Below are 23,821 nucleotides of genomic sequence, written 5' to 3' on the forward strand. Positions count from 1 at the left end.
CGAAAAGCTCTAAGAGCAGGGCCGGAATTAATTTGCTGAGTAATGGAAAACGACAATGAGACTGGGCGGGCGGCTGGCGGCAGCCATCGAAGTGCTTGACGATATTGGCCGGCGTCACCGGCCGGTGGCCGATGCGCTGAAGGACTGGGGCCTGTCGCACCGCTTCGCCGGTGGCGGCGACCGTGCCGCGATCGGCAACATCGTCTACGACGCGCTGCGCCGCAAGCGCTCCGCAGGCTGGCTGCTCGGCGAGGACACGCCGCGCGCCATCGGCTTCGGCGCGCTGCTGCTCGAATGGGGCCAGACGGCGCAGTCGCTGAACGAGGCGCTCGAGGGCGACAAGTTCGCGCCGCCGCTGCTTACCGCCGACGAACTGACAACGCTCGGCGGTCGCCGGCTTGCCGATGCGCCGCCGGCCGTCAGGGCAGACATCCCCGACTGGTGCATGCCGCTGTTCGAACGGGCGTTCGGCACGGCCTGGGTGGAAGAGGGTGCCGCGCTGGCGACACGCCCGCCGCTCGACCTCAGGGTCAACACGCTGAAGGCCGATCGCGGCAAGGTGCTGGCGGAACTGGCGGAGACCGGCGCCAAGCCTGCCCGGATCGCGCCGCACGGTATCCGCATCCCGCCGATCGAAGGCGACGGCAGGCACCCGAACGTGCAGGCCGAGCCGGCCTTCCAGAAAGGCTGGTTCGAGGTCCAGGACGAGGGTTCGCAGATTGCGGCTGAACTGGCCGGCGCCGAGCCTGGAATGCAGGTGCTCGACTTTTGCGCCGGCGCCGGCGGCAAGACGCTGGCGCTGTCCGCGGCGATGGATAATCGAGGCCAGATCTTCGCTCACGATGCGGAGAAGGCAAGGCTGGCGCCGATCTTCGACCGCATCCGCCGCTCGGAAAACCGCAATGTGCAGATCGTCACCAAGCCGGCCGAACTCGCGCCGCTCGGCAAGCATATGGACATCGTCCTGATCGATGCGCCCTGCACCGGCAGCGGCACCTGGCGGCGCCGGCCGGATGCCAAATGGCGGCTGACGCAAAGACAGCTCGACGCCCGCAAGGGCGAGCAGGAGACGATACTCGATGCCGCCAGGGACTTCGTCAAACCCGGCGGCCTGCTGGTCTACATCACCTGTTCGGTGTTCGACGAGGAGAATGGCGACCAGGTTTCGGCCTTCCGGGACCGCCATCCCGGTTTTGTCCCGCTCGATCACCGCCAGCTTTGGGACAGCCGTTTTGCGGGCCACGAAGCGGCAATGCGGATAGGCGCTGCGGGCGGCATTTCGCTGTCGCCGTTGCTGAGCGGCACCGACGGCTTTTACTTCTGCGCGCTGCGGCGGGCCGGCTGAATCGTTGCCATCGATACAGGGCTAAGCCGAATGCTGCAGTGCAGCATTTGCGATTGCCTGCCGCCCACCCCTCTGCGATAAATGCCTTTGCAATAAGATTTGTCGAGAAACGAAGGGCGACGGCCATGGCAGCAAAGATCGTTCCTGCTCCCGATTACGAGGACCGCGTCAGGACGTCCTTCGCGCGCCAGAACGCGATGATGACGATTGGCGCCGAGCTGACGCTGGTGACGCCCGGCATCATCGAGATCGAAATGCCCTATTCTGCGGCATTGACGCAGCAGCACGGCTTTCTCCATGCCGGCGTCATTTCGACGGCTCTCGACTCGGCCTGCGGCTATGCGGCATTCTCGCTGATGCCGGAAAATTCCGGCGTGCTGACCATCGAGTTCAAGGTCAATCTGCTGGCGCCGGGCAGGGGCGAGCGTTTCCTGTTTCGCGGCTCGGTTACCAAGCCCGGCCGCACCATCATCGTCGCCGACGGCCAGGCCTATGCGTTCGCCGTCGACGGCGAGGCCAAGCTGATCGCCACGATGACCGGAACGATGATGACAGTGCTCGGCCGCGACGGCATCGAGGGCTGAGGAACGGGCAGGGGAGGATGGACGATCATGGCCGGCAAGACACCTGGTGAGCTCACCCCGATCTCCGGCAGATCCGTTCTCTTCGTCATGGCGGCCGAAGCCGAATACGGTCCACACCTGCAGCGGCTGTTCACGCCGCTGCTGACCGGCGTCGGACCGGTCGAGGCCGGCGTCGGACTCAGCGCCGAACTATCCCGGCTGCATGCCGGGATGGCGCTGCCCGATCTAGTCGTGTCGCTCGGGTCGGCGGGCAGCCGGACGCTGGAGCAGACGGAAATCTACCAGGCCGTTTCAGTCGCCTACCGCGACATGGACGCCTCGCCCCTCGGGTTCGAGAAGGGCGCCACGCCGTTCCTCGACCTGCCTGTCAGCGTGCCGCTGCCGTTCAGGATAGCAGGCGTCAGACAGGCGACGCTGTCGACCGGGGCGGCAATCGTCTCCGGCGCCGCCTACGACGCGATCGCCGCCGACATGGTCGATATGGAGACCTTCGCCTGCCTGCGCGCCTGCCAGCTGTTCGACGTGCCGCTTATCGGCCTGCGCGGCATTTCCGACGGGGCAGCCGATCTGAGGCATGTCGGCGACTGGACCGAATATCTGCACGTCATCGACGAGAAGCTGGCCGCGGCGGTGCAACTGCTGGAACAGGCGATCGCCTCGGGCGCGATCGACTTCAAGCTTGTTGGGGCGGCAGCTTCTTAGCGTTGCCGAACAGCACGCCGATCATCCTGAAGCGAACGGCGTTGTCGCGATTGATGTAAGTGACTGACCCGGGCTCGTGATCGAGGGTCCAGCGTCCGGTCGCGCCGGTGTCCCAGTCGGCGACATAACCGTCATCGAGCATCCGCCAGCGCCCGCTTCGCGCCTCGCCATCGTCGAGCAGCATGTGCGCGGCACCCTCGCTTTCAAAATAGACGTAAGCCTCCTTGCCGTTTCGTTCCAACACATGGGTCATGCCCGGAATGAGCATTGCAAGGGTTTCCTTCTGAAGTGCTGCCATGATTTCCTCCTGAATTGAAGTCGCCGATTGCCTTGACCGGCATCGCCACTTAGAGTGAACTAGTAGTCAAGATGCTTGACTATGTATCGGGCGAGAAGAATTTGGTCAAGGGCCTTGACGAAAAACCTGAAGCGCTGCCGGATCACATAGGTTGGCGGCTGTGGCAGGCGAGCCGCGCCTGGCAGACCGAGTTCGCCGCTGCGATGCGCGCTGCCGGCCATCACTGGTTCACCGAAGCGCGTGCCGGCCTGCTTGGACACATCCCGCGCGGCGGCATGCGCCAGTCGGCGCTGATCGAGCGCTCGGCGATCTCAAAGCAGGCGATTCAGCAATTGCTCGATGGCCTGGAGACGGAAGGTGTGTTGCAGCGTCTGCCCGATCCGCAAGACGGTCGCGGCAAGCTTGTGCGCTACACCCGCAAGGGCCTGGACGCCCTGCGCGATGGCGACCGCATCAAGCTGCAGATCGAACGGAGCTATGTTGCCCGCCTTGGTCACGAGCGTTTCGCGGCGCTGATGGGCGCCTTGCAGTCGCTCGATACAACGCAAACGGATGCATTGGACAAAGCCTCTGGCGTTCAGGACGACACACCGGAATCGAAGTGAAAGCGCGACCTCACAACCCATTGCGCCGACTCGTTTCTTTCTCTAAACGCTCGCCATGAAAACAGCCAATCATCCCGACACCGTCCTGATTGTCGATTTCGGCAGCCAGTTCACCCAGCTGATCGCCCGCCGCATCCGCGAGGCCGGCGTCTTTTCCGAGATCGTGCCCTTCCAGTCGGCCGAGGCGGCGTTCAAGCGCATCGATCCGAAGGCGGTGATCCTGTCCGGCGGCCCGGCCTCGACCGGCGACATCGGCAGCCCGCGCGCGCCGCAGATCGTCTTCGATGCCGGCGTGCCGGTGCTCGGCATCTGCTATGGCCAGATGGCGATGTGCGTGCAGATGGGCGGCGTCGCCGAAAGCTCCGACCACCGCGAATTCGGCCGCGCCTTCGTCGAGATCGCCGAGGACAGCCCGTTGTTCGAGGGCCTGTGGGCGCCCGGCCAGCGCCATCAGGTGTGGATGAGCCATGGCGATCGCGTCATCTCCCTGCCGAAGGGGTTCGAGGTGCTCGGAAAATCGGAGGGCTCGCCCTTCGCCATCTTCGGCAATGTCGAGCGCAAAATGTACGGCCTCATGTTCCACCCCGAAGTGGTGCATACGCCGGACGGCGCCAGGCTGCTCCGCAACTTCGTCCACAACATCGCCGGCATCGAAGGCGACTGGACGATGCGCGCCTACCGCGAGCACGCGGTCGAGACGATCCGCAAACAGGTCGGCAAGGGCAAGGTGATCTGCGCGCTGTCGGGCGGCGTCGATTCCTCGGTCGCGGCCTTGCTGATCCATGAGGCGGTCGGCGACCAGCTCACCTGCATCCTTGTCGACCACGGTCTGATGCGCAAGGACGAGGCATCAGGCGTGGTGGAGATGTTTCGCCAGCATTACAATCTGCCGCTGATCCTGGTCGACGCTTCGGACCGTTTCATCGGCGCGCTCGAGGGCGAGTCGGACCCCGAGAAGAAGCGCAAGACCATCGGGCGGCTGTTCATCGAAGTGTTCGAGGAGGAGGCCGAGAAGCTCGGCGGCGCCGATTTCCTGGCACAAGGCACCCTCTATCCCGACGTCATCGAAAGCGTCTCTTTCAGCGGCGGCCCGTCGGTGACCATCAAGTCGCATCACAATGTCGGCGGCTTGCCCGAACGCATGAACATGCAGCTGGTCGAGCCGCTGCGCGAATTGTTCAAGGACGAGGTGAGGGCGCTCGGCAAGGAGCTCGGCCTGCCCGACAGCTTCATTGGCCGGCATCCGTTCCCCGGTCCCGGTCTCGCCATCCGCTGTCCGGGCGGCATCACCCGCGAAAAGCTGGAGATCCTGCGCGAGGCCGACGCCATCTATCTCGACGAGATCCGCAAGGCCGGCCTCTACGACGCCATCTGGCAGGCCTTCGCCGTGCTGCTGCCGGTGCAGACCGTCGGCGTGATGGGCGACGGCCGCACCTACGAATTCGTCTGCGCGCTGCGCGCCGTCACCTCGGTCGACGGCATGACGGCCGACTTCTACCATTACGACATGGCATTCCTGGGAGCAGCCGCCACCCGCATCATCAACGAGGTACGCGGCATCAACCGCGTCGTCTACGACGTGACGAGCAAACCGCCAGGCACAATTGAGTGGGAGTGACGGATACAAATGGCGGCAATAGCGTAGTTTGAAGTAGTTACGACAAGTCTTCGTGGCACTCTTGAGCGACCTCCAATGACTCAGGATATTCCTCGTGTGATTTGATGGCGCTTTCTCGAAAAGTAAAGAGAGGTGTGGTCGGCGGAGTATATTGGCGTGCTGGAGCGTACAATTCGGCGGTTCGCTGGAGATCGGCGCAGCTGGCGTCGCAATCGGAAAATGAACGCAATCCTAGCCAGCGCAGCACGACAACCTGGCGACGTCCTTGGCAAAGCCGAGTGCCGCGAGCTTCAAGCCCTCGACAGTGGTTAAATACGGAAAGATCGCATCGGCGAGATCCTCGACATTGAGGCCTTGCCGGATCGCCAGCGCCGCGGTCTGGATACTGTCGGCTCCTTCCGGCGCGAGAATATGCGCGCCGAGCAACCGGCCACTGCTGGCATCGGCCACGAGCTTGATGAGCCCACGGGTGTCGCGAGCGGCGAGTGCGCGCGGCACCCGCTCGAGACCGATCGTCGAGACACGGACGGCATGTCCGGCGGCACGGGCCGCGGCCTCGGTGAGGCCCACGCTCGCCACTTGCGGGTCGGTGAAAACGATGGCAGGCATGGCGCTGTTGTCGTAGCGCAGGCTGTCGCCGTTGAGCGCATTCTTGGCAGCAAGCTTGGCACCATAGGCGGCCATGTAGACGAACTGGTCGCGGCCGGTGACATCGCCGGCAGCATAGATGCCGGCCCCGGAGGTGCGCATGCGGTCATCAACGACAATGCCGCCCTTCGGCGAGAGGGCGATGCCGTGCTCTGCAAGCCCAAGGCCTTCGATGTTGGGCGTGCGCCCGGTGGCGATCAGCACCTGATCGGCGTCGATCGTCGTATTCTGGCCGTCGCGCGCAACATCGAGCGCAATGCCGTTCTCGGTCCTGCGGATCGCACGATAGGCGATGCCAGAGACCACGGTGATCCCTTCGTCCTCGAAATACCCCGTCAGGGCCGCGCCGATCTCGGGCTCGGCCTCGGGGAGCAGCCGAGACCGGCAAACGAGCGTCACCTTGACGCCGGCGCGGGCGAACATCTGGGCGAGTTCCGCCCCGATATAGCCGCCGCCGATGACGAGCAGTGACCGGGGGAGTTCCTCAAGGTCGAGCGCCGTCGTGCTGGTCAGATACGGCACGTCCTCGATGCCAGGGATGGCGGGCACCGCCGGTCGCGCGCCGGTCGCGATGATGATCTTGCCAGCGGGAATGCGCGCGCCGTCTACCTCGACACCACCTTCCACGAGCCGCGCCGCGCCCGCGCGATAGGCGATGCCGTTATAGGCCGGCAGCAGGTCAATGTACTTGGCCTGGCGCAGATCGGAAACCAGCGCGTCCTTCTGACGGACGGTTCCGCGCCAATCGGTCAGTTCGGCCTCGGCCGTGATGCCGGCGAAACGTGCTGCCACGCGAGCGTTGTGAAGTGTCTCGGCAGCGCGGATCAGCGTTTTCGATGGGACGCAACCGATATTGACGCAGGTGCCGCCGATGGTGCCGCTGCCGATGAGGGCCACCCGTGCGCCCTGATCGGCAGCTGTGATGGAGGCCGAGAAGCCGGCCGAACCGGCACCGATCACCGCAAGATCGTAGGCGCCACCATTGCGACCGTTCGTGCGAAAGCGACGGTCCGCGACTGCGGCCGTCTTCGATGTCGAGCCGACCGAGGATTCTGCCGCGGTATCGAGGCCAGCAAGGCTGGGCCCGAAAAGAGCCCGGCCAACCTCCAGCGCTTCCTCGATCGACAGCCGGAATCCGGGCTCGTCCGTGGAGCGCTCGCCGCGCCAGGCAGAGAGGTGGTCGTCCGAACAGAAGAAGGCGGTCGTCGCACATAGCGAGCTGGCGGCGCACGCGCCTTCATAGCGGACGCTATGCCACATGACGGCCGATCGCGGCTCGATCTCGGCCAGCCCCCGCCCTTGGTCCCGCGTGGCGATCCGGATGGGTGCACCGCAATGGCGGCAGCGCGAAGCTATCGCGATGTCGCGATCGGTCATGGCGCCGATGCCGAGTGCGTCGACAGCGCACATTGCGTTGAGAACACGCCCGTCCAGTGTGACGTGGTGCCCCGTGTCTCGGTCCGTGAAGGGATAGGCGCCGACGATCCGCTCACAGTCGAGGACGACCAGGTCACGACCGCGGAGCTCTTCGAGCAGAGGCCGGATGGCCGTCCCGCTCAACCCCGCGCGCTCCGCGAGCGCGCCTGCAGTCGGGGCTCGTCCGTTTTCGGCGCGCGCAAGCGGCGTCATCGGCGCAGGCTCGCCTGGGCTTCCAGTAGACGAGGTAGAAGCCGCATCCGAGAAGGCTTGCCGTGCCGGCGACGAAGAATGGCTTGTAAGGCGCGAGCGCCGTCAGATTGCCGATCCAGGCCCCGCCGATGCCAAGGCTGAACAGAAGCAGCGGCACGATGCAGCAGGAGGAAGCCGCGAGTGCGCCGAGAAGGCCGCCGACGGCGATCAGACGCTGCCGCCCGGCGTCGCCTCGTTCAGAGGCAGACAAGTCTGCAGCGGCAGTTTGGGCCGCCGTTATTCCGGATCGCGATGCAACCATGTCCGGCCTCTCTTCCTTGCCGAAATCCCAAGCGTGCCGTAGCATGCGGTCTGTAGTCACTACAGGGTCAAGAGGGATTTTGCGATGCGCGATCATGCCCTGGTGAAGGGCCTGCAACGGGCCGAGCTCGCCCAGCGTACGGGCTGCAATCTGGAGACCGTGCGCTATTACGAGAAGGTCGGCCTTCTGCCCGAGCCGCCGCGTACGACGAGCGGCTATCGCAGCTACGACACCATGCACGAGCGGCGCCTTCGCTTCGTGCTACGCGCGCGCGAGCTAGGCTTTTCCCTCGATGAAATCCGTGAACTGCTGCGCCTCGTGGATGAACGCGATCGGCCTTGCGGCGAGGCAAGAGATGTGGCCGCCGCCCATCTTAAGGACGTGCGGACGAAAATCGCTGACCTCAAACGGATGGAGCGCATGCTGAAGGAGGTGGTCGCGCAATGCGCTGACGGCACGTTGCCGGAGTGCCCGCTGATCGAGACGCTGTTCCAGGAGCGAACTACCGCATAAGTGCGTCCGAAGGCGACTGGACGATGCGCGCCTACCGCGAGCACGCGGTCGAGACGATCCGCAAACAGGTCGGCAAGGGCAAGGTGATCTGCGCGCTGTCGGGCGGCGTCGATTCCTCGGTCGCGGCCTTGCTGATCCATGAGGCGGTCGGCGACCAGCTCACCTGCATCCTTGTCGACCACGGTCTGATGCGCAAGGACGAGGCATCAGGCGTGGTGGAGATGTTTCGCCAGCATTACAATCTGCCGCTGATCCTGGTCGACGCTTCGGACCGTTTCATCGGCGCGCTCGAGGGCGAGTCGGACCCCGAGAAGAAGCGCAAGACCATCGGGCGGCTGTTCATCGAAGTGTTCGAGGAGGAGGCCGAGAAGCTCGGCGGCGCCGATTTCCTGGCACAAGGCACCCTCTATCCCGACGTCATCGAAAGCGTCTCTTTCAGCGGCGGCCCGTCGGTGACCATCAAGTCGCATCACAATGTCGGCGGCTTGCCCGAACGCATGAACATGCAGCTGGTCGAGCCGCTGCGCGAATTGTTCAAGGACGAGGTGAGGGCGCTCGGCAAGGAGCTCGGCCTGCCCGACAGCTTCATTGGCCGGCATCCGTTCCCCGGTCCCGGTCTCGCCATCCGCTGTCCGGGCGGCATCACCCGCGAAAAGCTGGAGATCCTGCGCGAGGCCGACGCCATCTATCTCGACGAGATCCGCAAGGCCGGCCTCTACGACGCCATCTGGCAGGCCTTCGCCGTGCTGCTGCCGGTGCAGACCGTCGGCGTGATGGGCGACGGCCGCACCTACGAATTCGTCTGCGCGCTGCGCGCCGTCACCTCGGTCGACGGCATGACGGCCGACTTCTACCATTACGACATGGCATTCCTGGGAGCAGCCGCCACCCGCATCATCAACGAGGTACGCGGCATCAACCGCGTCGTCTACGACGTTACGAGCAAGCCGCCCGGCACCATCGAGTGGGAGTGAGGGAAACGGCGATGATAGGCGGCTCTAACGTAGAATTTCGCAGAAAATACAATGATTTGCGGGCAGGGCAGACTGCTAGCCAGGGCACATTGTCAATGGAATTGACAAACCTATCAAGTCATTGAAATCGTTAAGTTTATCGGAGCGCTTGGCGCGGCTCGCAGCTTGTAGCAGATCACTCTGACGGTACTTTTGACGGTGCTTTTCGTATCCGACAGAGCATTCTAAAAAGTACCGTCATTCCTTTTTAGGGTTTGACGGTACTTTTCTGTGTGTCAACGCTTTGAAATATATAACGAAAATTACCCGTAGCATGACATTTCCGCGCTGACGGTACTTTAGTTATCGACATACATAGTTTCAGCTTTGGCTGCGGTACCGATCGATGTTCCGGACCCGATCGCATATCGTCGGATGGCACCTTCGCATCACCTATCAAATGTTGTCCCGACTGCTGCCGGATCTGCGATGGAGAGAAGCGTCGACCGCATCCAGGCGGGAGCTTGGACCGCGGTAGATGCGAGCGTCTTTTTATCGTTGGGAGAAAGATGAGGTGCCGCGATCTGTGCAAGCTCGGCCGCGCGCGCCGGCCCAATATGACGAAGCGCCTGGACGACGGTCCCGGCCAAGCTGCCCGGAGCAATCAAATGCTTATCCGCCCGCGTGGTCGTTGCCACCGTGCGCGGCGATGAACATGGCGACGGCCGACCGGCAATAGGATTCGATTTCGTTGTCGTCCTCTGCTCTCGCCTCATCGAAGCGTGCGATAATCAGGAGATCGGATCCTTTGAAAAGCGCGGCAAACAAGCGGGCGGACCGGAGAGGATCGGGCACGTTCAGAACCGCCTTCGCGTGCAACTGACGCAACAGGGCCTCGATTTGGGCGATGACATGGGCGGGGCCGGCTTCGTATTGGAGCTTGCTTAACGACTTTTGATTCGTCTTGTCGGCCATGATCATGGCTTCGACACTGCGGACGTCCGAGCTCAACAGCGTGCGAAGCAGGGATGATCCCACCGCCATGAGCTGATCTTCGGCCGAACCGTCGACGCCTTCAAAAAGGGCCTGTGGTGCAAACTGATGGCAGCGGGCCGCGATGGCCGCGCTGAACAGCGCCTCCTTGTTCTCGAAGTGCCGATAGATGCTGAGCTTGGATATCTTCGCCCGCTGGGCGACCTTGTCTAATGTCGTCGCTTGAAAACCCAATTCCACAAAGAGTTCGCACGCGGCGTCGACTATCGTTTGGCCAAGCGCCTCGTTGGCGGGCCGGCCGCGCCGGCCCTGGCTGTTTTCGGTCACGACAATTCCAGTACTTGACAGTATCCTAATTCTTGCATTACGATACCATTTAGTATCTGAAATGTGCAAGCCAATGGATAGGTTTCAACCTGTCCTCCAAATCAAGTTTCCCCGGGCCGCCCGGCGATATCGAATGCGGCATTGTCCGGCCGGTCAACACAGTGATGGGCGACTTTCTCGTCGATGCCGAAGCCCTGCTCGCTGCCCGTCTCGAGCGCGTATCGCTGGACGATATTTCGCGCCAGGCCCAGCCCAACCCTCTCCATCCACAACACGGAGCTTATCACCATGGATGACGTCATCATCATCGGCGGCAGCTTTGCCGGTCTCGCCGGTGCCCTGCAGCTCGGCCGTGCCCGCCGCAAGGTCACCGTTCTCGATACCGGCCTGCCGCGCAACCGCTTCGCCGGCCACTCGCATGGCCTGCTCGGCCACGATCACAAGCCACCGCTGGACATCCTGGCCGAGGCGCGGCAGCAGCTGGCGCGTTATCCCACGATCAGGCTGGTCAATGCCCGGGCCGACAGCGTCTCCGGCGCCGTCGACGATTTCTCCGTCCTCACTGGCGATGGCGAAAGCCTTGGGGCGCGCCGCCTGATCCTGAGCTATGGCGTCGCCGACCAGATGCCTGATGTTCCGGGCTTTGCCGAAGGCTGGGGCACGTCCATCGTGCCCTGCCCCTATTGCGACGGCTTTGAAGTCGCCGGCCAGCATTGGGGCCTCGTCTGGTCCGGCCCGCAGTCGCACCAGTCTGTCAGGCTGTTCCACGATTGGACCGACAGGTTGACGCTCTTCGCCGATGGTCACGACATTCCGCCCGATATCCGGGCCGATCTCGCGCGCCGCAACATTCCTGTCGTCGATGGCCGGATCATCGAGATCGCCCATCGCGGGGGCCATATCGCCACCGTCAATCTCGAGACCGGCCGCAATGTCGCGGTCGACATCCTGTTCGCCCATCCGCGCAATAAGCCGTCCGCAAGCCTGCATGAATCACTGGGCCTCGCCACGGTCGATACGCCCGGCGGCATCGCCCTCAAGGTCGATGAGCGCCGCGAAGCCAGCATTCCCGGCATCTACGCCGCCGGCGACCTCGCCAACCCCCTCATGGCCTCGGTCACCACGGCATCATCGCACGGGGCGATGGCGGGCATCTTCGCCCAGCAGTCGATGCTGGTTTGAGAGCACAGATTCCCTTCTCCGGTTGCCGCGGGCTATCAAATTCAGAAGGTTGCGGGCCGGTGTCACGGAACGCGGGCCCCCTCTCGCCTGAGGGGAGAGCCTAGCAAAGAAAGAATCAGAACAAGGATATGGCATGGCAGAGAAAAATGTTTATCAGGTAGCCGACTGGAATGGCCAAAGCGGGGAGCGCTGGGTCGCTTACCAGGCCCGGCTCGATGCCATGATGGCGGTGTTCGGCCAGGCCGCGATCGAAGCCGCCGCGCCCGCCACGGGCGAACGCGTGCTGGACGTCGGCTGCGGCGCGGGGGCGTCTAGTCTGGATCTGGCCGCCCGCGTCGGCGCGGGGGGCCATGTGCTAGGCGTGGACATATCCGAACCGCTGATCGGCAGAGCGCGCGCGCTAGCGCCGCAGGATACGCCGGCCCTGTTCCAGGTGGCCGACGCCAGCAGCACCGCGTTGCCCGAGGGCGCGTTCGACATCCTGTTCTCGCGCTTCGGAGTGATGTTCTTTGACGATCCTACGGCGGCGTTCGCTCATATGCGCCGTGCGCTCAAGCCGGGCGCGCGGGTCGCTTTCGTCTGCTGGCGCGGCATGGCCGAGAACGATTGGGTGCGCTTGCCGATGGGCGCGATCAAGGGCATCGTCCCGCCGACGGCGCCGCCCGATCCCGAAGCGCCCGGCCCGTTCTCGTTTGGCGACCAGGGGCGGGTGGCGCGTATTTTAACGGCGGCTGGCTTCACCGATGTCGCTATCGCGCCATTCGATGCCTCCATCCCGTTCGGCGAGGGGGGGACGCGGGACGCGGCGATCGACGACGCGGTGGAGATGACACTCGAGGTCGGCCCGCTGTCGCGCGCTCTCGCTGATCAGCCCGACGACATCCGCGCCCGCGCCTCGGCCGCGGTTCGTGCCGCCTTCGCGGGCCTCCCCGGCGAGCGGTCGGTGATGATCGACGGCGCGGCGTGGATCGTCATGGCACGCAATCCGGCAAGCTGACAGGGATTAACAGGGGAGACGCCCCCGCTCGGTGGAGCGGGGCGTCTTTGGCCGGTCAGATTGATGTCCCTTCTGGCTTGGAAGCCGCCATTAGCGAGCTAGAGGCTTTGATGGCGGGGTACAGCGTTTGCACGACACTCGAAAACGTTGGTGCACGTGCTTACGGAGCACGTAGCGGGTACGACGTCCGCACGCGATGTATTCGAGGCTGCACAGAACGCCGCCAAGGCGTAAGTCCGGGACGGATCAAGGCATGAGAGGAACTGCGTGTCGTTCAGGCTCTTGCGAGCCGTGACGGTCTTTTTGCCGACGGGATCGTGAAGGCACAGCTAAAGAATGTCGAAAATCGACCAATCGATGCCGATAGTCGCTGAAACCGAGCAGATTTTGAATCGCCGAAATTCTCCTTTGAATTCAAGAGCGCAAATTTCTGACGGATCGGGGAGACGGTTCTTCATTGCGTGCAGAAAGAATTTGTGCGTGGAATTCAATGCGTTACGATCACTTAAAACAATCGAGTGGGAATGAGGGGGCGTAGGTTGGAGTACTGTCGGATATATTCGGAAATTGTTGGTCAACGATAGGAGGCGATAGTTCGCGGGCGATTCTGCAAGAACAAGCAGCCGTTTTGCAGGTCGGCGATAGACCTTCGATTATGTGTAGAGATGCTCAAAGGGATCGATACACCGCGCCGTTCACAGCACATGCTTTGGATTGGGATCGGAGCGCCGATCCAATTCCTCGGACAATAGACATTATGTTCCGCGGATTTGTATCATGGTCTAAGCCCCCGGGGCGGGACCAACGAGACGGGCGCACGGCCGCCGAGCACAGCGGGGACGGCGCCGTAGCTGAATACGTTCTCGTGCCTCGCATAGTTTCAGAGTGCCCCCGCAATGCGTGGATCGTGCGCATGCCGTGCGGCAGATCCCTGTAGACTTAAGCGTGCCATGCTTCAGCAGCTTGGCCGACAGCGGACCCGAGTTGGCGAACGGAACAATTTGGTCGTCCTGCTACGCGACGAAGCGGACCACGCCACCATCCACCCGCAAAGCCGCGCCGGTGGTCGCCGAAGCCTGCTCCGAGCATGTGTAGATGATCATGTTGGCCACCTCATCGGTGGTCGCGAAGCGGTGGATGAGGCTCGTCGGACGCATCGCCTGCAGGAAGCCCTGCTCGGCTTCGTGCTGCGTGATTCCATTTGCGTCAGCCTGTTTCGCCATGAAGTTGCCCAGGATCTCAGAGCGGGTAGGTCCCGGCAGGACGGCGTTGACGGTGACGCCCGTGCCCGCGACCGCCTCGGCAAGCCCGCGTGAGACCGCGAGTTGAGCGGTCTTGGTCATGCCATAGTCGAGCATTTCCTTAGGGATGTTGACTGCGGATTCGCTACTTATGAACACGACGCGGCCCCAGCCTTTCGCCACCATCCGCGGCAGGTAATGACGGCTCGCGCGCACGCCACTCATTACGTTCAACTGGAAGAGGTCAAGCCAGTCCTCATCGGGGATATTTGCGATATCCTCGACGCCGTTGTAGCTCCGGATGTGTGCTGTACCGACGTTGTTCACAAGGATATCGGCGTCCGGCGCATGCGCGATCAAGGCCTTTGCCCCCTCCGCTGTCGCAAGATCAGCGGCGATACCCGAGATGTCGCTGCCGGGGAAGGCCTGCCGCATCTGCCGCACCGCCTCATCGACCCGAGCGTTTCCACGGCCGTTGACGACGACCGATGCACCGGCACGCGCCAACCCCTCCGCCGTCGCGCGGCCGATACCGGCGGTGGATCCGGTAACAATGGCCTTGCGGCCTTTGAGTTCGATATTCATCTCATTCATCTCCAAAATTAAATAGGAAGCGCAATCAATCCACTGTCGTCTTCGCTGTTTCCGCCTCCGCTGCGCGGGCGAGGCTTTCGACCCAGTCTTGGTGATACCGGTAGAGTGCGCCGGGATGTTTGCGCCCGAGCTCATCGAGGAAGAAGGGGCCCTGCTGCGTTTCCTCGGTCAGCACATGGCAGCCATGGTCCGTAGGCGTGATGACCCAGCCATGGTATGCGGTTGAGCCGGTCTCGTCGCCATCAACTGTCGTCGCCCATGCGAGCCTACGAAGGGGCTCGCATTCCGTCACGACCAGACTCATCGGAAATCCAACCGTCACACGGCTGTATCGCGTTCCGAGCGCCAGTTCCGGCTCCCCCGTCAGAATCTTGACCTGATCCTCGGCGGGAAAGTAGCTCGACCAATTCTCGGCTTCGACGAGCAGCTTCCAGACCGCTTCAGGCGGCGCCTTCACGTCAATGTCGTTGAGTGCGTAGATGGCCGACGTTTTCGGATCATATCGCTCGGGCCAGGTCACATGGTCGTACATCGATTACTGCTCCTTCTTGAACAAATCCTGGAAGATGAGCTGGCCCCAAGTGCGGCCGCGCGCGTGCACCAGCGCGCCACCCTCGTTGAGCTTTCCCAGCTTGACGGGTGCGAACCCGAGTTGTTTGGCCAAGGCCGCCACGGGAGCGGTCGCGTCCTCGTCGTCGCTCGACAGAAAGACGACACGGTGCCCGCCCTCGACGATCGGATCGGCAGCCAGGGTGGCCGCAACCAGGTGATTGAACCCTTTGACGAACTTGGCGCCGGTGAACGCCTTCGCGACGAAGGCGGAGGACGGGAGACCGTCCAGCTCTTCAGGCACTGGAAACACGTTCGTCGCGTCGATGACTGTCTTGCCTTCCCAGTTCGGCAGAGCCTTCGCAACTTCGCGGTGCTCTCCGAACGGGACTGCCAAGATGATTGTGTCGGCCTCGAGTGCATCCCGCAGCGACTTGGCGACGACCGTGGGTCCAATCGCCCGAGCCTGCGGCGCCAACGCCTCGGGCGGCCGGCGGCTCGCGACGGCCACGTCGATGTTTTTACGGGCGAAGGCGTGGGCGAGGGCCTGGCCTATCTTACCGAATCCTACAATTGCGTAGCTCATGATGCTTCTCCGATCCGTGTTGGTATTGATTTCCCCGGCCTTCAACGGCGCTGGGTTATTCGTTGCGCTGTGTGGCGACCTTTGCGTGGTCGTTCCACCATGGACACGCTAGTTCCCGCCGGTCAGCCGCTTCCCGCGATCCGGCGCGATTTCAGATGGCCGAGAAGCCGCCATCGACAGACAACTCCACCCCATTCACGAAGCTCGAATCGTCGGAAGCAAGAAACAGCGCGGCCGTCGCAATTTCCTCAGGACGCCCCATCTTTCCCCGCGGGATCAGGGATTCGAACATCTGCTTCGCCTCCTCGGTGAGGACTTGGTCCTGCATCGGTGTGGCGATCGGCCCCGGGTGCAGCACGTTCACCCGGATATTCCTGCCCTTGAGTTCGTTGAGCCACCCGCGTGCGAATGCGTGCAGCGCCGCCTTGCTCGCCGCATACACGCTGTAACCAGGAAAACCTTTCACCGAAGCAACTGACCCGGTCATGAAGATCGATCCGCCATCGTTGAACAGCGGCAACGCCTTCTGAACCGTAAACAGCGTGCCGCGCGTATTCAGGCCGAAGGCCGCATCGAAGTGCTGCTCGGTAATCTCGCCCAGTGGGACGGCTTCGCCTGTGCCGGCGCTCGCGTACAGGACGTCGATCCTGCCCTTTTCCCGCTTGACTGTATCGAACAGGCGGTCGAGGTCGTCGAGATTGGCCGCGTCGCCGCGCACGCCGGTCACGTTCCGGCCGATCAGCTTGACGGCCTCGTCCAGCGCCTCCTGTCTCCGGCCCGTGATGAAAACATAGGCGCCTTCTTCAACGAACCGCCTGGCGCTCGCCAGCGCCATGCCGCTCGATCCACCCGTGATGACCGCAACCTTACCCTCAAGCTTTCCCATGACTTCTCCTTTTCGTGGTGTCGGGACAGCATCTGCCCCCGAGAGCCTCGAAATGGGTCCGCCGGCGTCAGTTGTTGAGTGCGGAAGCGCGCACATCGGTGGTGCGAAATCGATCCGGCTGGACGCCTGACGCCAGCCGCGACGATCGGCGTCCGCCGTTCGGAATTGAGCCGCACTCGTCGACATAGGCTATGATGACCGCCCGTACTGCTGTTCGATGTGTTAGATACGGGCCTTGGAAGGCGCACCGCGGTGCCGGATTGCACCATGATCGACTGGGATGACGTTCGCTACTTTCTTTCCGTCGCGCGCGGAGGCTCGGTGCGGGCCGCCGCCGAGCGCCTCGGTGTGAACCACTCGACCGTGCTGCGACGCGTCGCCCAGCTCGAGGAACGCCTCGGGGTGCAGATGTTCGAAAAGCTGCCTTCGGGCTACCGCCTGACGGCTGCGGGCGAGGAGGTCCTCGAGTTCGCGGACCAGATGGAAGTGTCGTCGCACCTGCTGGAGACGCGCGTCTTCGGGCGCGACCAGAGCGTGCGCGGGCTTCTGCGGGTGACGCTGGCACCGCCCCTCGCGACACACCTGCTCATGCCGGACTTCGCCGATTTCGCGCGTCTGCATCCGGACATCGAGATGGAAATCTTGTCGTCCGGCGAGCTGGCAAATCTGACCAACCGAGAGGCCGACGTCGCGATCCGCGTCGTCTACGACCGCAAAACCCTGCCGCTCAATCTTCATGGCCTGAAGGGACCGGAGGTGTTCGGCGGCGTCTATATGTCCTGTGATCGACTAGCCGCGTGGCGTGCGGGCGCGCCTGATCCCATCCGGTGGATCGTCATAAGCATTCATGGAATTCCGGAATGGGCCAGCGAGGGTGAGGTTCGCACCACGGGGGTTCCCTTCAGGACCACGGACGCCGAGGCGCAGATCGTTGCTGTACGGCAAGGGCTCGGGATCACGACACTGCCCTGCTTCGTCGGCGATGCCGACCCCCTACTGGTGAGGGTGCCGGGCACCGAGCTGCACATGTACGGAACGCTCTGGCTTCTCACACAGGGGGAGACACGCAAGACGAAGCGCGTGCGGCTCTTCACGGAGTTCGTATCCCACAGGCTCGCCGCGTACGCGCCGCTTCTCGCGGGGCTGTCCATATCGCGCGACTGACGCCTGGCAGGTCACCGATGGCGCTGTCTCGAGCGTACCGCTGTATCAACGACGCAGCCCGATGTAATCTCGCGACGGACTCTGGTCGTAGACCGCCTCGTGACGGTCTTTTTTGGGAACTGCCGTTACGGCTCGGTCGGCGGCCGTCAGAAAGAAATCGACCTATTGATACTGATAGTCGCCGAAACCGAGCAAAACGTGGACCGTCGAAATTGGTGTTTGAATTCAAGAGCGCAAATTTCTGACGGATCGCAAGAGGGTTCTTCGTCGTGCGCAAAGGATTTGCGATGCGAAATCAGCGAGTTACCATACCTATGAACCATTGAGTGGGAATGAGGGGGAGTCTTAGCGAGCAGCCGAGAGCAGAGTGGCGGAAGCGATAATACTCCGGCAGATGTAGGCGTAGTGGCCTCTAGTCTCTGAAGGCGACGAGAAGGGCCATTCTCGGCGTTGAAAAACAATTGCTCTTTGAAGACTGTGGCGCGTACAGCTATTTCGAAATCCATGATTGGTATGAGAAGCTTTGCCCGAGCACCGCGCCGCACGAATGATGACGCGCAGCGCAACCAAATTGGGGAGGATTCAAAATATTGGTATGCGATGTTTGATTGTCACGGCTCATCCACTCAATCCAAGCCTTTGCCAAACGCTTTCGAACGCAGCTATCGACACCCTGATGGATGCGAAGCACCAGTGCCGACATGTTGATCTGTATCGATCTGGCTTCTTCCCGGCTCTTACACCGGCGGAGCGCGCGAGCTACTATTCCGGATTCGAGACTACAGAGGTAGCTAAAGAGATTGAGGATCTTCTCTGGGCCGAGACTATCGTCTTGATTTTTCCCACGTGGTGGTTCGGACCTCCAGCTATATTGAAGGGCTGGTTCGACAGGGTATGGGTGCCTGGTATTGCATACGATCACGCAGCCGATCTTGGTGCCATACAACCGCGACTTCGCCAGTTAAGGAAGGTGGTTGCAATAACCACTTTGGGCTCACCTTGGTGGGTCGATTGGCTGATCCTCAGGCGGCCAGTGCGGCGTGTTCTCAAGACAGCTATTCTGAATACCTGTGCTCCTCAAGCCTCGCTTACGTTCCTTTCATTTTACAAGGTTGAAAGTCTGCCTAGGCAAGGTGTCGATGCTGCGATAAATCGCATTAGATCAATGCTACAGCATCTATAGCTAAGCCCCGTCACAATGCTCCTTTTCTTTGAAGGGCGCAGGTAGAGCAATGCCCGTGGGGACAGCGCGGCTCGTGACCGCTGCCCTTATCGGTATGTACGCGCATACGCGCCGAAAGCGTCACCATCGGTAGATGGCAGCACCGCGGATATCTACCGTCACGACCTGGCATTCCTGGGCGCCGCCGCCACCGGCATCATCAACGAGGTGCGCGGCATCAACCGCGTCGTCTATGACGTGACGAGCAAACCGCCAGGCACAATCGAGTGGAGTGACGAGGAGTACTGCGGAGTAGAAGAGGATAGAGCAGCATGTTTAAGGCGATGTTGGCTCGGCGATAATAGTCAATAGTCCCAGCCCCCGCCACCCGGCGACGGCATAGACGAAGCATCCGGCCGATCGGCGAATGTCTGGAACGAACGTCCCACAGAGAAGGGTGGAGCAGCCTAGCCTTGCTGGGTTTGACAACCGGGGTCCGCGGCAACTGCCACCGGCGAGGCGTTGCATCTGCCGGCCACGTATCCTTTCGCTGGGTTCATCCGTCTTAGCTGTTCATGGGCACGGTCATCCTTGACATCGCCCTCCTGGACGAATTGGAGCGTGACAAATGAACAGCAAGCAGAGCCTAGCGAACAAGATACACTACGAAACGCTCGCGGAGGCTTTTCGCAGCGGTCGAGAATCGCCACAGGAAGCATCCGAGTGGTCCGTTTTGACGGCAGAACCGGGCGGCGTCGATTACGTCGAGACGACCCTCGGCGACACGACCGCGCTGTGGGTTCAGCCAAAACTGGCGGCCAAGGATCGGGTCATGCTCTACGCGCACGGCGGTGGTTATGTTGGCGGATCGATCTGGACCCATCGCAAGATGGTCGGACACCTTGCTAAGGCGATCGGCTGTTACGCTCTGCTCGCTACGTACGACTACGTTTTCCAGAGCAAGTTTCCGCGCCAGATCGAGCAGACCCTGACCGCGTTCGAATGGCTGCTCGAGCAGGGTGTCGCGCCGAAGCACACCATAGCTGCAGGCGATTCCGCTGGCGCGGGCCTGATCCTCGCGGCCTCGATTAAGCGCCGCGACGCCGGACGTCCGCTGCCGGCGGCGATCCTCAGTATCTCCGGCTGGCATGATATGTCCGCGAGCGGACTCTCCTACGAAGCGAACCGTGAGAAGGACGCCTTCTTCCAGAAGGCCAGCGTGGACATGCTCGCGTCGCAAGTCCTCGGTGAGGTCGATATCCGACATCCCTTGGCCAGCCCGATCTTTGCCGATCTCAAGGGCCTGCCGCCGATCTATTTGCAGGCGGGCGAAGAGGAAACCCTGCTCGACGACAGCCGAGCGCTCGCCGAGCGTGCAAAGGCCGCCGGCGTCGAGGTGCGCTTAGACGTATTTCCGGGGATGCTGCACTCGTTCCAGATGATGGCCGGCCGCGCTCCCGAAGCCGACGACGCGATCGCGCGGTTGGCACAATGGGTTCGCCCCAAGCTTGGTCTGGCCGCAACCGCGGCAATACGCGCTGAAGGTCAGGAGGTCGCATGACTGGCAAATTGAAACCAAGATGTGGCAGCTGAAGGACATGCCCGAGCGACCGACCGGCCTGTTCGATGCGCGATATCGCGCCTTCCTCGAGACGGTGTCAGGCGTCCGCGCCCAACTGCATCGCTACTGCGCCCGCATGACGGGCTCACGCCTCAACGGTGAGGATCTCGTGCAGGAGACGCTGTTCGAGGCCTACACGAAGATTGAGACCCTCGACGATGCCCGCCGGCTGAAGCCCTGGCTGTTTCGCATCGCTCACAATCGCTGCATCGACTTTCTGAGGCGACGCGATGTGCGCGAGCGCGCGGAGCACGCCTATTCGGACGACGTCGGCGTTGTCTCTGCAGAGCCGGCAGCGACCGATGCACGCCGCGCCATCGAACGGCTGGTTGGCCGCTTGCCGCCCAAGGAGCGCGCCTGCATCCTCCTGAAGGACGTGTTCGACTATTCGCTGGAAGAGACCGCAGAACTCGTGGACTCGACGGTTGGGGGCGTCAAATCCGCGCTCTCCCGCGGACGGGCGAAGCTCGCCGACTTGCCCCCTGAACCTGCCGGTGAACCGAACCGTCCGCTTGATCCCGACACCGCGCGGCTCTTGCAGCGCTATGTTGACCTCTTCAACCGCCATGACTGGGATGGCGTGCGGAGCCTCACCAGCGCCGATGCTCGGTTGCGGGTCGCCGACTGCTTCGACGGCCTGCTCAGAAGTTCTCCCTATTTCGTCGAATACGAGCGAAACCCGGAGACGTGGACCATGGAGTTGGGGGCGATCGACGGACAGCCTGTCCTGATCGTGCTCTTCCAGCGAGGCGACCGGTGGCAGGTCGCGTGGCCGGTTCGTGTCCATGTCGCCGGTCGCGTCATCGATCGCATCGAAGATTATTATGCCTGCCCATGGATGTTGGAAAACGCCGCGGAATCCGACCTGAAACTCATGACTGGGCCAGCCGTTTTGGGAAGAGCATAAGGCGACGATTTCTCACTTCTGGCCTGGCGGAGCTCCGCCGGCGGCCGGGCAACGGGCAATTTGAGTTCCGGAATTTTGGCGTCGGCGGCGACTTGGCCTACAACGCGCTGCAGCGGTTGCCGGATGTGCTCGCCTGTCGTCCCGACAAGGTCATCGTCTGGGTCGGCGGGAATGATGTTCTCACGCTCGTGTCACGCAAAGTGCGGCGGTTCTTTACGTTTTGGAAGCGTCTGCCCCGCACGCCTTCGCCCGATTGGTTCCACGAGAATCTGGCCGAGATAGCACGCAGGCTGAAGCGCGAGACGGCGGCGGACATCGGCCTTTGCTCGCTCCCTCCGATAGGAGAAGCGCCGGATTCGGACGACCCGTTCCAGAGCGAGTTCAACCGGCGGATCAAGGAATATTCTGCGATCGTGGCGGCCATCGCGCACGAGGAACGCTGCGGCTATGTCCCGCTCCATGAGGCGCTCACCGAGGCGGTTCGCGCCTCGCCCTGGCCGGGCCTACACGGCGTTCAACTTTCTTCCATTCTATCGCGATGCTTTTCGCGTACTGGTGCTGCGGCAGCGTCCGGATGATGTCGCCCGCGTAAATGGCTGGCTATTTCACACCGACGGCGTGCACTTGAACAGCCGGGCAGGGCTGATCGTGGCGGATCGCCTACAGAAATTCGTTCAGGCCTGAACCCTGAGCGGCAAGGCTGTATCCGATTTGCGCACCTATCTGAATGTCTTATCGCGCAGGCTGGCGGCCGGTTTATCGACCTAGCAACATCGCCACGCGCGATGCCAAAAGTTTAACGACGAACCCTAGAGGATAACCCCGGTGGCTCGGCACGTCGTCAGGAATGACATCGCTGTCCGACTTGAACTTAGTGCAAATCCGCAGCTGCAGTGGCGGGAGTTCTCCGTGAAACCGCGCTCTGTATGCCGAGACCCAATGCGGACCTCTATCGAAGTTCATTAACATCGCTGAATTGCAGCACATGGCGATGACCCTATTCGTGGCTGAAGTTTCCTTAAGCTTGTAACCCCTCAGCAATTCGGCCCCCTTGGAGCACTCGATGCGGTCCTTTCGATAGAGGATGTATGCGGTGCCGCCATCGGGATCGCGTATGGCGCCAGCACCTGGCAAAGCTTCGATCTGATCAGCTCCCTTCCGGCAGTCGTCGCAGTAGCAGGCACTGCTCACGATCGGCCTGCCAAAGGCTTTGAGTTCGACGCCACCGCAAGAGCAAGTTGCGGTCATGATAGGTGAGTGCGTCATCTGCTGGTGATCATCATGCGATTGCCCTCGCTGTCCCGAAATTCCGCGATCGTGCGCCCCGGTTGCCATGGCGCGGGGCGCGGTTCTGCTATGATCTCGGCGCCTCGCGATTTGAGTCTCTGAACGGTGACTTCGATTTCGTTGTCAACCAGCACGAGGACGGGCCCCTCAGATGGTGTTTCGTCCTTGCGCCTTAGGAAGTGGAGGGTGGTTTCGGCACCTGGAAATCCGAGTTCGATCCATCGCCACCCATCATTGCCCATTGGCTGATCGGCGACGACGCGGCAGTTCAGGTGATCGATGCAGAACGCCTTGGCGCGTTCCTGGTCGAACACCGGAAGCTCCGCGAACTGGATGTGCATTGTCGATCTCTCCCCATTGCATCTCGGTCCAAATCAAACTAGACGGTCCAGTACCATGAGTCAATCGGCAGCGGACACGCCAGGAGCATGACCACGACGCGTTCAGCAGGTGTTTCAGAAGAACTCGAACCGCACGGCCGGTCGGCGAAAAAGCGGCGGGCCATCCTCGAGGCGGCGACAGAAGTGTTTCTGCAAAAGGGCTATCTGGCCACCAATATGGACGAGATCGCGGCGCTTGCGGCGGTGTCGAAACAGACCGTCTACAAGAATTTTCCGAACAAGGAGATGCTGTTCGTGGAGATCGTGAGCAGCGTGACCAATCGAGCCAGCGATAGGGTCCACAGTAAAATGCCCGAACTCGCCGAGGGCGAAGATATTGCCGATTATCTTCAGCGCTATGCGTACCGACAGCTTACCACTGTACTCACGCCGCGCGTCATGCAGCTGCGCCGTCTGGTGATCGGCGAGGTCGGCCGCTTCCCAGAACTGGCAAAGGCGCTCTTCGATGGCGGACCCGGGCGCGCAATTGCGGCGATGGCAGTGTTGTTCGAGCGCTTGGCTGATCGCGGCCTGCTTGCGATCGATGATCCGGCCGTCGCCGCTTCCCAGTTCAATTGGTTGATTATGGGCGAGCCATTGAACAGGGCCATGCTGTTGGGTGACGAGTCGATTCCGAAACCGGCGAAGCTTCGACGGCACGCCGCGGCCGGCGTACGGGTGTTCCTTGCGTCATACGGCAAGTGAGGCACGCCACGGCGACGAGCGAATGCCGGGCGCTACCGTGCGGA

25 protein-coding genes and 4 pseudogenes are annotated in these 23,821 nt (G+C 62.3%); 16 read left to right on the top strand and 13 right to left on the bottom strand.

What is annotated here, in order from left to right; genetic code table 11:
• Positions 1-55 precede the first annotated feature (55 nt).
• The 3 genes from NKI16_RS24395 (at position 56) to NKI16_RS24405 (ending at position 2,631) form a co-directional block, all read left to right on the top strand.
• Positions 56-1,345 carry an RsmB/NOP family class I SAM-dependent RNA methyltransferase gene (locus NKI16_RS24395; protein ID WP_352571592.1) on the top strand — a complete coding sequence of 430 codons (1,290 nt, stop codon included), beginning with the start codon at positions 56-58 and terminating at the stop codon, positions 1,343-1,345.
• A 125-nt stretch (positions 1,346-1,470) separates the two neighbouring features.
• A complete protein-coding gene (locus tag NKI16_RS24400; RefSeq protein WP_023677140.1) occupies positions 1,471-1,929 on the top strand; it encodes a PaaI family thioesterase in 459 nt (152 codons plus the stop codon).
• A gap of 27 nt (positions 1,930-1,956) precedes the next feature.
• Positions 1,957-2,631 carry a 5'-methylthioadenosine/S-adenosylhomocysteine nucleosidase gene (locus tag NKI16_RS24405; protein WP_352923760.1) on the top strand — a complete coding sequence of 225 codons (675 nt, stop codon included), beginning with the start codon at positions 1,957-1,959 and terminating at the stop codon, positions 2,629-2,631.
• On the opposite strand, the gene NKI16_RS24410 is transcribed toward NKI16_RS24405, so the two are convergent.
• Positions 2,603-2,929, bottom strand: coding sequence for a hypothetical protein (locus tag NKI16_RS24410; RefSeq protein WP_023677142.1), 327 nt, complete (start codon positions 2,927-2,929; stop codon positions 2,603-2,605). The genes NKI16_RS24405 and NKI16_RS24410 overlap by 29 nt on opposite strands.
• Positions 2,930-3,000: 71 nt before the next feature.
• Here NKI16_RS24410 and NKI16_RS24415 point away from each other — a divergent pair, with 71 nt between their 5' ends.
• Both NKI16_RS24415 and guaA (NKI16_RS24420) read left to right on the top strand, forming a co-directional pair.
• Positions 3,001-3,534 (top strand): MarR family winged helix-turn-helix transcriptional regulator, encoded by a 534-nt coding sequence (locus NKI16_RS24415; protein WP_245274715.1) that lies wholly within the window; start codon positions 3,001-3,003, stop codon positions 3,532-3,534.
• Positions 3,535-3,589: 55 nt separating this feature from the next.
• Complete coding sequence (gene guaA, locus NKI16_RS24420) at positions 3,590-5,152, top strand: glutamine-hydrolyzing GMP synthase (protein WP_352680303.1); 1,563 nt, start codon at positions 3,590-3,592, stop codon at positions 5,150-5,152.
• Positions 5,153-5,383: 231 nt separating this feature from the next.
• Here guaA (NKI16_RS24420) and merA read toward each other — a convergent pair whose 3' ends face one another.
• Positions 5,384-7,429 (bottom strand): mercury(II) reductase, encoded by a 2,046-nt coding sequence (gene merA, locus NKI16_RS24425; RefSeq protein ID WP_352923763.1) that lies wholly within the window; start codon positions 7,427-7,429, stop codon positions 5,384-5,386.
• On the bottom strand, positions 7,311-7,826 hold the full coding sequence (locus tag NKI16_RS34095; protein ID WP_502897617.1) for a mercuric transporter MerT family protein: 516 nt from the start codon (positions 7,824-7,826) through the stop codon (positions 7,311-7,313). Before NKI16_RS34095 ends, merA begins: the two co-directional genes overlap by 119 nt.
• Between NKI16_RS34095 and NKI16_RS24435 the strand changes: the two genes are divergently transcribed.
• Together NKI16_RS24435 and guaA (NKI16_RS24440) are read left to right on the top strand one after the other, a co-directional pair.
• Positions 7,815-8,243 carry a MerR family transcriptional regulator gene (locus NKI16_RS24435; protein ID WP_352572722.1) on the top strand — a complete coding sequence of 143 codons (429 nt, stop codon included), beginning with the start codon at positions 7,815-7,817 and terminating at the stop codon, positions 8,241-8,243. The two genes, NKI16_RS34095 and NKI16_RS24435, sit on opposite strands and share 12 nt — an antisense overlap.
• Positions 8,244-8,257: 14 nt before the next feature.
• Positions 8,258-9,217: pseudogene (guaA, locus tag NKI16_RS24440) on the top strand (glutamine-hydrolyzing GMP synthase); the annotation flags it as partial.
• A 428-nt stretch (positions 9,218-9,645) separates the two neighbouring features.
• On the opposite strand, the pseudogene NKI16_RS24445 reads toward guaA (NKI16_RS24440), so the two are convergent.
• The 3 genes and pseudogenes from NKI16_RS24445 to NKI16_RS24455 all read right to left on the bottom strand — a co-directional run.
• Positions 9,646-9,873, bottom strand: a pseudogene (locus tag NKI16_RS24445) (hypothetical protein); the annotation flags it as partial.
• On the bottom strand, positions 9,869-10,516 hold the full coding sequence (locus NKI16_RS24450; RefSeq protein ID WP_352569201.1) for a TetR/AcrR family transcriptional regulator: 648 nt from the start codon (positions 10,514-10,516) through the stop codon (positions 9,869-9,871). The gene NKI16_RS24450 and the pseudogene NKI16_RS24445, both read right to left, overlap by 5 nt.
• Before the next feature lie 101 nt (positions 10,517-10,617).
• On the bottom strand, positions 10,618-10,806 hold the full coding sequence (locus tag NKI16_RS24455; RefSeq protein ID WP_352569202.1) for a hypothetical protein: 189 nt from the start codon (positions 10,804-10,806) through the stop codon (positions 10,618-10,620).
• Here NKI16_RS24455 and NKI16_RS24460 point away from each other — a divergent pair.
• Together NKI16_RS24460 and NKI16_RS24465 are read left to right on the top strand one after the other, a co-directional pair.
• Positions 10,805-11,698 carry an NAD(P)/FAD-dependent oxidoreductase gene (locus NKI16_RS24460; protein ID WP_352569203.1) on the top strand — a complete coding sequence of 298 codons (894 nt, stop codon included), beginning with the start codon at positions 10,805-10,807 and terminating at the stop codon, positions 11,696-11,698. The two genes, NKI16_RS24455 and NKI16_RS24460, sit on opposite strands and share 2 nt — an antisense overlap.
• A 133-nt stretch (positions 11,699-11,831) precedes the next feature.
• Entirely contained in the window at positions 11,832-12,695 is an 864-nt protein-coding gene (locus NKI16_RS24465) for a class I SAM-dependent methyltransferase (RefSeq protein ID WP_023676202.1), read from the top strand.
• Positions 12,696-13,592: 897 nt separating this feature from the next.
• Here NKI16_RS24465 and NKI16_RS24470 read toward each other — a convergent pair.
• The 5 genes and pseudogenes from NKI16_RS24470 to NKI16_RS24490 form a co-directional block, all read right to left on the bottom strand.
• Positions 13,593-13,705 (bottom strand): annotated as a pseudogene (locus NKI16_RS24470) (alpha/beta fold hydrolase); the annotation flags it as partial.
• Between the two features lie 3 nt (positions 13,706-13,708).
• Complete coding sequence (locus NKI16_RS24475) at positions 13,709-14,521, bottom strand: SDR family NAD(P)-dependent oxidoreductase (RefSeq protein WP_352569204.1); 813 nt, start codon at positions 14,519-14,521, stop codon at positions 13,709-13,711.
• 34 nt (positions 14,522-14,555) lie between these two features.
• A complete protein-coding gene (locus NKI16_RS24480; RefSeq protein ID WP_352569205.1) occupies positions 14,556-15,062 on the bottom strand; it encodes an SRPBCC domain-containing protein in 507 nt (168 codons plus the stop codon).
• Between the two features lie 3 nt (positions 15,063-15,065).
• Positions 15,066-15,665: an NADPH-dependent F420 reductase gene (locus NKI16_RS24485; RefSeq protein WP_352569206.1), complete on the bottom strand. Its 600-nt coding sequence runs from the start codon at positions 15,663-15,665 to the stop codon at positions 15,066-15,068.
• 151 nt (positions 15,666-15,816) lie between these two features.
• Entirely contained in the window at positions 15,817-16,551 is a 735-nt protein-coding gene (locus NKI16_RS24490; RefSeq protein ID WP_352569207.1) for an SDR family NAD(P)-dependent oxidoreductase, read from the bottom strand.
• Between the two features lie 267 nt (positions 16,552-16,818).
• Here NKI16_RS24490 and NKI16_RS24495 point away from each other — a divergent pair, with 267 nt between their 5' ends.
• From NKI16_RS24495 to NKI16_RS24520, 6 genes and pseudogenes are all read left to right on the top strand, one after another.
• Entirely contained in the window at positions 16,819-17,715 is an 897-nt protein-coding gene (locus NKI16_RS24495) for a LysR family transcriptional regulator (protein WP_352569208.1), read from the top strand.
• Between the two features lie 595 nt (positions 17,716-18,310).
• Complete coding sequence (locus NKI16_RS24500; protein ID WP_352451024.1) at positions 18,311-18,898, top strand: NAD(P)H-dependent oxidoreductase; 588 nt, start codon at positions 18,311-18,313, stop codon at positions 18,896-18,898.
• A gap of 108 nt (positions 18,899-19,006) precedes the next feature.
• Positions 19,007-19,168 (top strand): annotated as a pseudogene (locus tag NKI16_RS24505) (GMP synthase (glutamine-hydrolyzing)); the annotation flags it as partial.
• A gap of 337 nt (positions 19,169-19,505) precedes the next feature.
• Complete coding sequence (locus NKI16_RS24510) at positions 19,506-20,438, top strand: alpha/beta hydrolase (protein ID WP_352569210.1); 933 nt, start codon at positions 19,506-19,508, stop codon at positions 20,436-20,438.
• 19 nt (positions 20,439-20,457) lie between these two features.
• On the top strand, positions 20,458-21,405 hold the full coding sequence (locus tag NKI16_RS24515) for a sigma-70 family RNA polymerase sigma factor (protein ID WP_352839746.1): 948 nt from the start codon (positions 20,458-20,460) through the stop codon (positions 21,403-21,405).
• A complete protein-coding gene (locus NKI16_RS24520; protein WP_352634590.1) occupies positions 21,333-21,983 on the top strand; it encodes an SGNH/GDSL hydrolase family protein in 651 nt (216 codons plus the stop codon). The genes NKI16_RS24515 and NKI16_RS24520 overlap by 73 nt, the downstream gene beginning before the upstream one ends.
• Positions 21,984-22,161: 178 nt before the next feature.
• Here the strand turns inward: NKI16_RS24520 and NKI16_RS34100 are convergent, their stop codons facing one another.
• Together NKI16_RS34100 and NKI16_RS24525 are read right to left on the bottom strand one after the other, a co-directional pair.
• Positions 22,162-22,740 carry a GFA family protein gene (locus NKI16_RS34100; RefSeq protein ID WP_502897618.1) on the bottom strand — a complete coding sequence of 193 codons (579 nt, stop codon included), beginning with the start codon at positions 22,738-22,740 and terminating at the stop codon, positions 22,162-22,164.
• A complete protein-coding gene (locus NKI16_RS24525) occupies positions 22,668-23,033 on the bottom strand; it encodes a VOC family protein (RefSeq protein WP_352569213.1) in 366 nt (121 codons plus the stop codon). The genes NKI16_RS34100 and NKI16_RS24525 overlap by 73 nt, the downstream gene beginning before the upstream one ends.
• A gap of 87 nt (positions 23,034-23,120) precedes the next feature.
• On the opposite strand from NKI16_RS24525, the gene NKI16_RS24530 reads away from it, so the two are divergent.
• On the top strand, positions 23,121-23,777 hold the full coding sequence (locus NKI16_RS24530) for a TetR/AcrR family transcriptional regulator (RefSeq protein WP_023676206.1): 657 nt from the start codon (positions 23,121-23,123) through the stop codon (positions 23,775-23,777).
• Positions 23,778-23,821: the final 44 nt, after the last annotated feature.

The sequence above is a fragment of the Mesorhizobium sp. M0698 genome (assembly GCF_040320455.1).
Taxonomy (GTDB): Bacteria; Pseudomonadota; Alphaproteobacteria; order Rhizobiales; family Rhizobiaceae; genus Mesorhizobium.

Bases quoted from the DNA above. Each gene is read 5' to 3' on its own strand.
- NKI16_RS24415 (WP_245274715.1), top strand. From the start codon at position 3,001: ATGCTTGACTATGTATCGGGCGAGAAGAATTTGGTCAAGGGCCTTGAC.
- NKI16_RS24510 (WP_352569210.1), top strand. From the start codon at position 19,506: ATGAACAGCAAGCAGAGCCTAGCGAACAAGATACACTACGAAACGCTC.
- NKI16_RS24405 (WP_352923760.1), top strand. From the start codon at position 1,957: ATGGCCGGCAAGACACCTGGTGAGCTCACCCCGATCTCCGGCAGATCC.
- NKI16_RS34095 (WP_502897617.1), bottom strand. From the start codon at position 7,826: ATGATCGCGCATCGCAAAATCCCTCTTGACCCTGTAGTGACTACAGAC.
- guaA (WP_352680303.1), top strand. From the start codon at position 3,590: ATGAAAACAGCCAATCATCCCGACACCGTCCTGATTGTCGATTTCGGC.
- NKI16_RS24400 (WP_023677140.1), top strand. From the start codon at position 1,471: ATGGCAGCAAAGATCGTTCCTGCTCCCGATTACGAGGACCGCGTCAGG.
- NKI16_RS24490 (WP_352569207.1), bottom strand. From the start codon at position 16,551: ATGGGAAAGCTTGAGGGTAAGGTTGCGGTCATCACGGGTGGATCGAGC.
- NKI16_RS24395 (WP_352571592.1), top strand. From the start codon at position 56: ATGAGACTGGGCGGGCGGCTGGCGGCAGCCATCGAAGTGCTTGACGAT.
- merA (WP_352923763.1), bottom strand. From the start codon at position 7,429: ATGACGCCGCTTGCGCGCGCCGAAAACGGACGAGCCCCGACTGCAGGC.
- NKI16_RS24410 (WP_023677142.1), bottom strand. From the start codon at position 2,929: ATGGCAGCACTTCAGAAGGAAACCCTTGCAATGCTCATTCCGGGCATG.
- NKI16_RS24515 (WP_352839746.1), top strand. From the start codon at position 20,458: ATGTGGCAGCTGAAGGACATGCCCGAGCGACCGACCGGCCTGTTCGAT.
- NKI16_RS24480 (WP_352569205.1), bottom strand. From the start codon at position 15,062: ATGTACGACCATGTGACCTGGCCCGAGCGATATGATCCGAAAACGTCG.
- NKI16_RS24460 (WP_352569203.1), top strand. From the start codon at position 10,805: ATGGATGACGTCATCATCATCGGCGGCAGCTTTGCCGGTCTCGCCGGT.
- NKI16_RS24475 (WP_352569204.1), bottom strand. From the start codon at position 14,521: ATGAATATCGAACTCAAAGGCCGCAAGGCCATTGTTACCGGATCCACC.
- NKI16_RS24495 (WP_352569208.1), top strand. From the start codon at position 16,819: ATGATCGACTGGGATGACGTTCGCTACTTTCTTTCCGTCGCGCGCGGA.
- NKI16_RS24485 (WP_352569206.1), bottom strand. From the start codon at position 15,665: ATGAGCTACGCAATTGTAGGATTCGGTAAGATAGGCCAGGCCCTCGCC.
- NKI16_RS24520 (WP_352634590.1), top strand. From the start codon at position 21,333: ATGGATGTTGGAAAACGCCGCGGAATCCGACCTGAAACTCATGACTGG.
- NKI16_RS34100 (WP_502897618.1), bottom strand. From the start codon at position 22,740: ATGGCAACCGGGGCGCACGATCGCGGAATTTCGGGACAGCGAGGGCAA.
- NKI16_RS24530 (WP_023676206.1), top strand. From the start codon at position 23,121: ATGACCACGACGCGTTCAGCAGGTGTTTCAGAAGAACTCGAACCGCAC.
- NKI16_RS24435 (WP_352572722.1), top strand. From the start codon at position 7,815: ATGCGCGATCATGCCCTGGTGAAGGGCCTGCAACGGGCCGAGCTCGCC.
- NKI16_RS24455 (WP_352569202.1), bottom strand. From the start codon at position 10,806: ATGGTGATAAGCTCCGTGTTGTGGATGGAGAGGGTTGGGCTGGGCCTG.
- NKI16_RS24500 (WP_352451024.1), top strand. From the start codon at position 18,311: ATGCGATGTTTGATTGTCACGGCTCATCCACTCAATCCAAGCCTTTGC.
- NKI16_RS24465 (WP_023676202.1), top strand. From the start codon at position 11,832: ATGGCAGAGAAAAATGTTTATCAGGTAGCCGACTGGAATGGCCAAAGC.
- NKI16_RS24525 (WP_352569213.1), bottom strand. From the start codon at position 23,033: ATGCACATCCAGTTCGCGGAGCTTCCGGTGTTCGACCAGGAACGCGCC.